At 63.1% G+C, this 10,894-nt stretch carries 8 protein-coding genes; 5 read left to right on the forward strand and 3 right to left on the reverse strand.

The window, feature by feature from the left end; all coding sequences use genetic code 11:
• Positions 1-710: amidohydrolase family protein (locus tag D3872_RS09445; RefSeq protein WP_229459242.1), on the forward strand; the 710-nt coding region annotated here is incomplete at its 5' end.
• A 17-nt stretch (positions 711-727) separates the two neighbouring features.
• Positions 728-1,804, forward strand: coding sequence for a type II asparaginase (locus D3872_RS09450; RefSeq protein WP_119810534.1), 1,077 nt, complete (start codon positions 728-730; stop codon positions 1,802-1,804).
• 66 nt (positions 1,805-1,870) lie between these two features.
• Here D3872_RS09450 and D3872_RS27445 read toward each other — a convergent pair whose 3' ends face one another.
• Together D3872_RS27445 and D3872_RS09460 are read right to left on the reverse strand one after the other, a co-directional pair.
• On the reverse strand, positions 1,871-2,827 hold the full coding sequence (locus D3872_RS27445; protein ID WP_220476912.1) for a reverse transcriptase domain-containing protein: 957 nt from the start codon (positions 2,825-2,827) through the stop codon (positions 1,871-1,873).
• Positions 2,828-3,873: 1,046 nt separating this feature from the next.
• Complete coding sequence (locus D3872_RS09460) at positions 3,874-5,712, reverse strand: ABCB family ABC transporter ATP-binding protein/permease (protein WP_119810535.1); 1,839 nt, start codon at positions 5,710-5,712, stop codon at positions 3,874-3,876.
• A 62-nt stretch (positions 5,713-5,774) separates the two neighbouring features.
• On the opposite strand from D3872_RS09460, the gene D3872_RS09465 reads away from it, so the two are divergent.
• Together D3872_RS09465 and D3872_RS09470 are read left to right on the forward strand one after the other, a co-directional pair.
• Positions 5,775-6,215, forward strand: coding sequence for an acyl-CoA thioesterase (locus D3872_RS09465; RefSeq protein WP_119810536.1), 441 nt, complete (start codon positions 5,775-5,777; stop codon positions 6,213-6,215).
• A 10-nt stretch (positions 6,216-6,225) separates the two neighbouring features.
• Positions 6,226-7,803 (forward strand): alkaline phosphatase D family protein, encoded by a 1,578-nt coding sequence (locus D3872_RS09470; RefSeq protein ID WP_119810537.1) that lies wholly within the window; start codon positions 6,226-6,228, stop codon positions 7,801-7,803.
• A gap of 14 nt (positions 7,804-7,817) precedes the next feature.
• Here the strand turns inward: D3872_RS09470 and D3872_RS09475 are convergent, their stop codons facing one another.
• Positions 7,818-8,912 carry a calcium:cation antiporter gene (locus tag D3872_RS09475; protein ID WP_119810538.1) on the reverse strand — a complete coding sequence of 365 codons (1,095 nt, stop codon included), beginning with the start codon at positions 8,910-8,912 and terminating at the stop codon, positions 7,818-7,820.
• Positions 8,913-9,078: 166 nt separating this feature from the next.
• On the opposite strand from D3872_RS09475, the gene D3872_RS09480 reads away from it, so the two are divergent.
• Positions 9,079-10,894: glycoside hydrolase family 31 protein (locus D3872_RS09480; RefSeq protein WP_119810539.1), on the forward strand; the 1,816-nt coding region annotated here is incomplete at its 3' end.

Here is a 10,894-nt window from a genome sequence, read left to right on the forward strand (position 1 = left end):
GCGCGCCAGGCTGTACGCGCGCGCTACAAGGAAGGTGCGGACCTGATCAAGGTGACGGCCACCGGCGGCGTATTGAGCCAGCACGCAGCGGCGAGAATACGCAGTACACCGAGGACGAACTGCGCGCCATCATCAGCACCGCGCGCGACTACGGCTTCCGCGTGGCGGCGCACGCGCACGGCACCGAAGGCATCAAGCGCGCGCTGCGCGCGGGTATCGACTCGATCGAGCACGGCACCTACATGGACGACGAAGTCCTGGCGCTGTTCAAGAAACACGGCGCGTACTACGTACCGACCATCTCGGCCGGCCGCTACGTGGCCGACAAGTCGAAGGAAGCCGACTACTACTCGCCGCTGGTGCGCCCTAAGGCCGCCGCCATCGGCCCGCTGATCCAGGGTACCTTCGCGCGCGCCTGGAAGGCCGGCGTGAAGATCGCGTTCGGCACCGACGCCGGCGTATTCCCGCACGGCGAGAATGCCAAGGAATTCGCCTACATGGTCGAAGGCGGCATGCCGCCGCTGGAAGCGATCCGCTCGGCCACGCTGGCCGCCGCCGCCCTGCTCGACCAGGACAAACGTCTCGGTTCCGTGGAACCGGGCTACGCCGCCGACATCGTCGCCGTCAGCGGCGACCCGCTGAAGGACATCGCGCTGCTGCAGCAGGTGAAGTTCGTGATGAAAGAAGGCGTCGTCTACAAGAAGCCATAATGTTTAAAGGAGATAGCATGCTGTACCAAAAATCCGCGCAGAAGATGTTTGCGCTGCTGGGGTTCCTGTGCCTGATCGCGTCCGCACAGGCGGCCGATCCGAAGCTGGCCAACATCACCATCCTCGCCACCGGCGGCACCATCGCCGGCACCGGCGCCACCTCGACCACCACGGTCGGCTACACGGCGGCCACGGTCGGCGTGCAGAGCCTGATCCAGGCCGTGCCTGAAATGGCGAAGGTCGCCAACGTCAGCGGCGAACAGGTGTTCCAGATCGCCAGCGAAAACATGAGCAACGAGCACTGGCTGACGCTGGCCAAGCGCGTCAACACGCTGCTGGCCCAGAAGGATGTGCATGGCATCGTCATCACCCACGGCACCGACACGCTGGAAGAAACCGCGTACTTCCTGAACCTGGTGGTCAAGAGCCGCAAGCCGGTGGTGCTGGTCGGGTCGATGCGTCCATCGACCGCGATTTCGGCCGACGGCCCGATCAACCTGTACAACGCGGTATCGCTGGCGGCCAGCCCTGAGGCGGCCGGCCGCGGCGTGCTGGTGGCGATGAGCGACCAGATCCACGCGGGCCGCGACGTGAGCAAGTCGAATACGACGATGGTCGACACCTTCCGTACGCCGGAACTGGGCATGCTGGGCTACTTCCAGGGCGGGAAGCCGTTCTTCTACCGCCAGGTGACGCGCAAGCACACGGTGGAGACCGAGTTCGATGTCAGCGCACTCAATGCGCTGCCGAACGTCGAGGTGAGCCTGGCGCATGCGAACGTGGGCGGCGTGGCGGTGGATGCCTTTGTCGCTGCCGGCGCCAAGGGCATCGTGCACGCGGGCGTGGGCAACGGCAGCCTGCCGGCCAAGACCCGTCCCTCGCTGGCGGCCGCACGCGCCAAAGGCGTGATCATCGTGCGCGCAAGCCGCGTCGGCCAGGGTATCCTGGCGCGTAATGGCGAGGCGAACGACGATGAGCTGGATTATGTGGTTGCCGACACGCTGAGCCCGCAGAAGGCGCGCATCCTGCTGATGCTGGCGCTGACCAAGACCAACAACACCAAGGACATCCAGCGGATGTTCTACACGTATTGAGTCAAACCTAGACTCGTAGGGCGGACAAGGGCGAAGCCCGGTGTAGCCGGATAGGGGTAGGGATGATCAGATCACCCCTCCCTCCGAACCGTACGTGCGGTTTTCCCGCATACGGCTCTCCAGTTGAGAGTTTCCACATCGGGATTGGCTCGCTGCGGCCCGAGCTTCGTAAAGGGTGAACAGCCCGAGATTTGCGAAGTAGGTTTTCGGCCAGCGTTGACTGATGGCTTTACTCCTGTGGTAGTACCCCAGCTTGTTATGTTTGCACAAGATTGACCGCAGGCGACGTCGCACAAATCCGTCCAAGTTGGCAAATATGCCTCCCTTCGCATGTTTGAAGTAGCCAAGCCAGCCCTTCAACATGGGATTGAGGCGATCCACCAAGTATTTCAGGCTCTGACCACAGTTGCGGCGCGTCAGGGCTCTGACTTTGTCGCGGAATGCGTTGATGCTTTTGCGTCGGATGTTTCGGTGGCCTGCTTCGAATCGGTAACCAAGGAAGTCGAATCCTTGCCCGCGCTCCATACAGTTTCCAATATGTGTTTTGTCAGGATGCAGCGTCAACTGATGAACTTGCACCCATTCTGTGACACGCGCTAATGCTGCCTGCGCCTGCTCCTGGCTTTCGCACAACACGACGAAGTCGTCGGCATAGCGAACCATTTTGTAGCCTGCATTTGCCATTTCTTGATCGAGGTCGTGCAGATACACATTGGCGAGTAACGGGCTGATCACCGCTCCCTGTGGCGAACCCATCGTGGGCACCCAGTGACTTAGTTGTGCAACAATTTCTTGCTGAAGATACCGTTCAATGAGATGCAGTACCTTGCCGTCCGCTATGCGCCTTTTGAGCTTCTCCATCAGCATCTCGTGGGAGATGGTGTCAAAGTAGCTTTTGAGGTCGGCATCGACCACCCAGACCCGGCCAGCATTGAGTAGCTTCTGGACTTCGCGCAGGGCGTCTTTGCAACCGCGTTGCGGTCGGAATCCATAGCTACTGTCCAGAAATTCGCGTTCGAACACGGGTTCGAGGACGAATTTGAGGGCTGTTGTGCTATCCGATCCTTTACCGTCGGGATGCCCAGAGGACGTTCGCCGCCTCCTGCCTTGGCGATGGTGACTCTGCGTATCGCTTGCGGTTCATAGCTGCCAGATCGTATCGCCTGACTCAGTTCAGTCAGATAACGCTGCGAATTGGCGGCAAAGATTCCCACACTCATTTGATCCACTCCACATGCGCCGGCGTTGGCTTGCACACGTTGCCAAGCCGCTGCCAGCGTCTTTGGCGCGTAGACCTTGTCCATCAGACTGAACCATTTACCTCCTTTGACTCCGTTACCCAGAGCCGCCAACATGGCCTCCGTCCAGACGCAACCTTCCACCCAGGTCCAGCTCTCGGGGCTGCTGCCGCTTTCGCTGATCCGGCCTTCTGCTTCTTGTTTAGTCGTTGCCGACACTAACGAAGCTCGTTTCCGTGGTTCCATATGGCCTTCGTCCATCTCTCTTCCTACCTCCCATCCCTAGATGCGGTTTTGCTAGCCGCATTTCTCGTCCACCTTGGGCGTTTCTGCGCCGGGCTTCTCGCGGTACGATGAAGGTTCTGACTGCTGCCTCGCTTCACCTGCGGTGGCAGCTCTCTCTGCTTATCTCGCCTAGCCTTCCTGTCATTCCGCTCCCAACCACTTGGTGTGCCGATGAGTCGCTTTCACCGTTATCGATAGCGCTCACCGTGGTTTCTCAGACTTCGCCATGAAATCGCAGGCTCGTCGCGGCACCCTGCCGAATCGGATTCGTTTTACTACGGACTGACCATTCGCCTTCGGTTGCTCTCCACACCGCCTCGCGGCGACGCAGTTACCTTCGGCTTCAAAGGCGATAACCTCCTTTGACATGGACTTGCACCATGCTGACTACGCGCCTTCACAGACGCACGGTTTCGAATCGCATGCGATTCGCCGGCGAAACGGCATCCGCTAGCAGCGGATGCTCCTTTCTCCGCCGAATTGGCCCGAATACAGTTGGCGGTGTTCCGGCGAAAACGGCGGAGGCGCCCTTCGGGCTTGTCCGCCCTACGTTTCAACGAGTTCTTCATCCTTCTTCGCCTGCTGCCGTTCCCACATCTGCGCATACATGCCCTCGGCGGCCAGCAGTTGCTGATGCGTCCCCCTCTCCACAATCTTCCCGTGATCCAGCACCAGGATCTGCTGCGCATCCGCCACCGTCGACAGCCTGTGCGCGATCACCAGCGTAGTCCGGTTCTTCGCAATCTCCTTCAGCTGCGCCTGGATCGCCTGCTCCGCCCGTGAATCGAGCGCCGACGTGGCCTCGTCGAAGATCAGGATGGCCGGGTTCTTGAGCAGCGTGCGCGCGATCGCCACGCGCTGCTTCTCGCCGCCCGACAGCTTCAACCCGCGCTCGCCCACCATGGTCGAATAACCATCCGGCAGGCTTTCGATGAATTCGTGGATCGACGCCGCGCGCGCCGCCGTCACGATCTCGGCCTTGCTGGCGCCCGGCTTACCGTAGGCGATGTTGTATTCGATGGTGTCGTTGAACAGCACAGTATCCTGCGGCACGATGCCGATCGCCTGACGCAGCGATTCCTGGGTCACGTCGCGCAGGTCCTGCCCGTCGATGGTGATGCTGCCGCTGTTGACGTCATAGAAGCGGAACAGCAGCCGCGACATGGTCGACTTGCCCGAGCCGCTGTGGCCCACCACCGCCGTCGTCGTCCCGGCCGGGATGGTGAAGTCGACGTCGAACAGGATCTGGCGCTTCGGGTCGTAGCTGAAATCGACGTTCGAGAACGCCACGCGCGCACCCTGCGTCGTGTGCAGCGGCTGCGCGCCCGGCGAATCGTCCACTTCCTTGTTCTGCTCAAGCAATCCGAACAGGCGCTCCATGTCCGCCAAGCTTTGCTTGATCTCGCGATAAATCACGCCGAGGAAGTTGAGCGGGATGTACAGCTGGATCATGAACGCGTTGACCAGCACCAGGTCGCCCAGCGTCATGGTGCCGGCGATCACGCCTTCGGTGGCGCGCCACAGGATCAGCGTGACGGCGGTGGCGATGATCAGCGACTGGCCGGTGTTCAGCACCGACAACGAAGTCTGCGACCTGACGGCGGCCGACTCGAAACTCTTCAGCCCTTCGTCGTAGCGCTTCGCTTCGTAGTCCTCGTTGCCGAAGTACTTGACGGTCTCGTAGTTGATCAGCGAATCGATGGCCTTGGTGTTGGCTTTCGAATCGAGGTCGTTCATGGTGCGGCGGAAGTGGGTGCGCCAGTCGGTCACCACCACCGTGAACACGATGTAGCTGACCAGCGCCACCGCGGTGATCGCGCTGAACCAGATGTCGTACTGCACGACGAGGTAGCCCAGCACCAGCGTGATTTCGACCAGCGTCGGCAGGATGTTAAACAGCGTGTACGAAATAAGCGAACTGACGCCGCGCGTGCCGCGCTCGATATCGCGCGTCATGCCGCCGGTCTGGCGGTTGAGGTGGAAGCGCAGCGACAGCGCGTGCAGGTGGCGGAACACGCGCAGCGCGATCGTCCGCACCGCGCGCTGGGTCACGCGCGCGAACAGGAATTCGCGCAGCTCGGTGAACACCGTGGTCGACAGCCGCAGCGCGCCGTAGGCCACCAGCAGGCCAAGCGGCAGCAGCATCAGCGCGCGCGGATCGGTGGGGCTGATCGAGAGGTGGTCGATCAGGCGCTTGAGGATCAGCGGCACGCCGACGTTGGCCATCTTGGCGCCGATCAGGCAGCCCAGCGCGGCGATCACCCGCCATTTGTAGACCCACAGGTAGGGAATCAGGGTCTTGAGCGTGTCCCAGTCGCCGTGCTTTGGCTTGCCGGGATCGGCTTGAGGGGCGGGTTCGGATGTACTGGTGGAATGGCGGCGCATGGCAGAGCTCGGAAATTTATGGTTCAATCGGGATCGATTGTAGCCTTTCATGAGATTTCAAGATGACCAAGCCCGAGAACGTCACCCCCAGCCCTGTCAACATTGGCCTTCCAGCAGGAAAGATGCCTCAGCTGCGCGTGATGCCCGCCCCTTCCGACGCCAACGTGTATGGCGACGTGTTCGGCGGCTGGATCATGGCCCAGGTCGACATTGCCGGCTCGCTGCCGGCAACCCGCCGCGCCAATGGCCGCGTTGCGACCATCGCGGTGAATTCCTTCCTGTTCAAGAATCCGGTGTTCGTGGGCGACCTGCTGTCGTTCTACGCCGATATCGTCAAGGTCGGGAACACCTCGATTACCGTGTATGTCGAAGTGTATGCGGAGCGTAACCGGCTGGCCGCCGACACCGTGAAGGTGACCGAAGCCACCCTCACCTACGTGGCCACCGGCGAAGACCGCAAGCCGCGCCAGCTGCCGCCGCTCGAGTCGCTTCTCCACGTCTGACGGGGCCCACATGGATCAGCAGCGCCGCATCTTTCTGGCAGGCGCGGGCCAGCTTGCCGTGCTGGCCGCATGCAGGCCGCTGGCCGGCGCCGCGGCGCAGCCGGTCCTGTCAAGCTACCCGTTCAGCCTTGGCGTGGCCTCCGGCTCGCCGCTGCCCGATTCCGTCATCCTGTGGACGCGCATCATGAGCGATCCGCTCAACGCGGCAGCCGTCCCGCAGGTGGCATTCACGGTGCGCTGGGAGGTCGCGCATGACCAAGCCTTCACCCGCATCGCGGCGAAGGGCAGCGCCAGTGCGATTCCCGAACTGGCGCACAGCGTCCACGTGGACGCGACCGGCCTCGCGCCGGGGCGCTGGTACTTCTACCGTTTCATGCTGGGCGACGCCGTCAGCCCGGTCGGCCGCACCCGCACAGCGCCAACGCCCGACGCCATGCCCGGCACGCTCAAGCTGGCGGTGGCCTCGTGCCAGCACTGGGAGTTCGGCAGCTACGCCGCGCACCGCCACATCGCGAACGCGGCGCCGGACCTGGTGGCCTTCCTCGGCGATTACATCTACGAGTGGGGACCGTACCAGCTGAAGCATCCGCCCAGGGCACACAGGGTGGACGAGAGCTTCTCGCTGGCCGAGTACCGGGCGCGCTACGCGCAGTACAAGAGCGATCCCGACCTGCAGGCTTCGCACCTGGCGGCGCCGTGGATCGTCACCTGGGACGACCACGAAGTGGCCAACGACTACGCGCGCGACCGCGACGAGCTGCTCGACCCGAAGTTCGCGCAGCGCCGCGCCGCTGCCTACCAGGCCTTCTACGAGCACATGCCGCTGCGCGCGGCGGTGGGCGGCTTTGGCGACTTTGCCAGGCTGCGCATCTACGACCGCTTCGACTGGGGCCGGTTGGCGAGCTTCCATGTGCTCGACGACCGCCAGTACCGCGCGCATCACGCCTGCCAGCCAAAGAACAGGGGCGGCTCCATATCGGTGATACGCTCGAGCTGCGCCGAACTGCGCGATCCGGCCCGCAGCATGCTGGGCCTCGAGCAGGAAAACTGGCTGGCAGGCGGCCTGCAGGCGTCGAAGGCGCGCTGGAACTTCCTGGCGCAGCAGACGCCGATGGCGCAGTCGAGCCAGACGCCGGTGCTGGGGCCGGATGATGGGCGCGTTTGGAACGATGGCTGGGACGGTTATCCGATGGCGCGCCAGCGCCTGTTCGACACGTTAGCCCGTACCGGCGCGGCCAATCCCATCGTACTGGCGGGCGACGTGCACACCTTTTATGCCAGCGACCTCAAGGCGGACTTCAGCCGCCCGCCCTCCCCTGCGAACCCGGTGCTGGCGACGGAGTTTTGCGGTACTTCAATTTCATCCAGCTCGCGTCCACAGGCGCGCACGCTCCAGTATGTCGACATGAACCCGCATGTGAAGTACGGCCGTAGCGACAAGCGCGGCTTCATGCTGATGGAGGTCGCCCCCACCGCGACCAAGGTGTTTTTTGTGGGCCTCGACGATGTGAAGCTTGCCAGCTCAGGTGCCGCGACGATCGCCCAGTTCCGTGTCGAACACGGCCGGCCGGGCGCCATCCGCACCTGACGCTCGCCCCGCGCCTAGGGAATGATCGTGGTGAACAGGTAGACCGCGAAGATCACCAGGTGCACAGTTCCCTGCATGACGGTCGTGCGGCCGGTGCCAAGCGACAGCGTGGCGACGACGAGGGACAACAGCAGCAGCACCGTCGATTTGACGTCGATGCCGAGCGACAGCGTCCAGCCGGTAACCAGCGAAACAACCGCCACGGCGGGAATGGTCAGGCCGATACTCGCCAGCGCCGATCCCAATGCCAGGTTGAGGCTGGTCTGCAGCCGGTTCGCGCGCGCCGCATGGAATGCCGCGATCCCTTCGGGGAGGAGGACGACCGCCGCAATGATGATGCCGACCAGCGCCTTGGGTGCGCCGATCGCGACCACCACCTTCTCGAGTGTCGGCGACAGTGCTTTCGCCAGCAGGACCACGCCGATCAGGCAAGCCAGCAGCATACCGGCACTGATCCACGCCATTTTGGCCGGCGGTGGCGGTGCGTGCACATCCTCGTCGCCGACAGCGGCTTCCGGCAAAAAATAGTCGCGGTGCCGGACTGTTTGCACGAGTACAAAGGTGCCATAGAGCACCAGCGACACCACCGCGATAAAGCCCAGCTGGCTGGCGCTGTACATCGGACCCGGCGTTGTGGTCGTGTAGTTCGGGAGGACCATCGTCAGCACGGAGATCGCTGCGAGCGTCGCCAGGGCTGCGGAAACGCCGTACAGGCCAAACGTCTGTTCACCGTGGCGGCCCGCGCCCGCAAGAATGCACAATCCGACCATGCCGTTCAGGATGATCATGACTGCGGCAAACACGGTGTCACGCGCCAGGCCGGTGGTCGATTCGCCGCCGGCAATCATGAGCGATACGATCAGGGCAACTTCAATAGCGGTGACTGCGATTGCCAGCACGAGCGTGCCGTACGGCTCACCGACCTTGTGCGCAACGATCTCGGCGTGAAACACCGCGGCAAGCACGCCGCCGAAAAGGCCCGCCACGAGCAGTACGGTGTAGTACACGCCAAAAGCATCGCCCGCCCCGGCGGCTAGTCCAGCAAGCAAAAGCCCGGCAAAAATCGGGGCTGCGATCGACCAGCGCGGCAGGGAGGTTGATATTTTCATAGAAGCGTAGTTAATTATTAGCAAGCTTAGTTTATCAGCAATGTGCCCTCTTTCTGAGGCATGAGCAGCCTTCCTGCGGGATCCGGCACCAATCCTTGTCATGACAAAGACTGCGGCCTGATGTACATTTACTACATTCATCAACATTCCCCCAGGCCACCACTCCATGATCAGAACATGCCTGAGCACCGCAGCAATGCTGCTGGCGATGCTCCCCTCACTCGCAAACGCGCAGAATAGCAGCCGCAGGATCGAACGCGTCGAGCAGAAGGATGGCCGGCTGGAGGTCGTCACCAACGACGGCTATTACCTTATTACGCCGTACTCAAACTACATCATGGAGACGATGTTCGTGCCGCGCGGGGAGGCGCCGGACCCACGCTCGCATGCGGTTGTGCTGGCGCCGGGGCGGGCAAAAGCGGACCTGAAGGCGGGCGACGGCGGTTTTCAGTTTTCCACGCAGGGCATCAGCGCCACGGTCACGCGCGAGCCTTTCGGCATCAGCTATTCATACAAGGGCACGCCGCTGCTGGCCGAACAGGAGGGCTACACCAGGCGTGGAGCAAAGGAATCGATCGGCTTTGCGCTCGACGCGGACGAGGCCTTGTATGGCGGCGGCGCGCGCGCACTGGGCATGAACCGGCGCGGCCACCGGCTGCCGCTGTACAACAAGGCGCACTACGGCTACGGCCAGCGCTCGGAGCAAATGGGCTTCGGGATGCCGCTGGTGCTGTCGTCGAAGATGTACATGGTCCACTTCGACAATCCCACCACCGGCTTCCTCGACCTCGACTCGAAGAAGGACAATGTGCTGTCCTACGAGCCTTCCAGCGGCCGCAAGGCCTACCAGGTAATCGCGGGCGACAGCTGGGACCAGCTGGCCTACGAATACACCAGCCTGACCGGGCGCCAACCGCTGCCGCCGCGCTGGTCGCTCGGTAACTTCGCCAGCCGCTTCGGCTACCGCTCGGAAGCGGAGGCGCGCGCCACCGTGGACAAGTTCATCGCCGAGAAGGTGCCGCTCGACGCCATCGTGTTCGACCTGTACTGGTTCGGGCCGGACATGAAGGGCGGAATGGGCAACCTGGCATTCGACACGGCGAACTTCCCCACCCCGGCGAAGATGATGGCCGACTTCTCGGCGAAAGGCGTCAAGACCGTCCTGATCACCGAACCGTTCGTGCTGAATGTATCGAAACGCTGGCAGGAGGCCGTCGACCGCAAGGTGCTGGCCACCGACGCGAATGGCGCCCCGTTCCGCTACGACTTCTTCTTCGGGAACACGGGCCTGATCGACATCACCAGCCCGGTGGCGCGCAACTGGTTCTGGGATATCTACAAGGGGCTGGTGCCGCTCGGCGTGGCCGGTTGGTGGGGCGACCTCGGCGAGCCGGAGGTGCATCCGGACGCGACGCGGCACGTGGGCGGCACGGCGGCGGAGGTGCACAATATCTATGGCCATGAGTGGGCAAGGCTGATCCACGAAGGCTACCGCAAGGACTTCCCGTCGCAGCGGCCGTTCATCCTGATGCGCTCGGGTTATTCGGGCTCGCAGCGCTTCGGCATGATCCCGTGGTCGGGTGACGTGAGCCGCAGTTGGGACGGTTTGAAGTCACAGCCGGAGATCGCGCTGCAGATGGGGATGCAGGGTGTGGCCTACATGCACTCCGACCTTGGCGGCTTCGCCGGCGCGCTGCTGGACGACGAGCTGTACGTGCGCTGGCTGCAGTACGGGGTGTTCCAGCCGATCTTCCGGCCGCACGCGCAGGAGGAAGTGGCGTCCGAGCCGGTGTACCGCTCGCCGCAGGCGCTGGCCCTGGCGCGCGAGGCGATCCGCCTGCGCTACCGCCTGCTGCCCTACAACTACAGCGCCGCCTTCGACAACAGCCAGACCGGCGTGCCGCTGATGCGGCCACTGATGTACGAAGAGCCGGGCAACGCCAAGCTGCAGGGCGTAGCGTCGAGCTACCTGTGGGGAACGA

It is taken from the genome of Massilia cavernae (genome assembly GCF_003590855.1).
Taxonomy (GTDB): domain Bacteria; phylum Pseudomonadota; class Gammaproteobacteria; order Burkholderiales; family Burkholderiaceae_D; genus Telluria_A; species Telluria_A cavernae.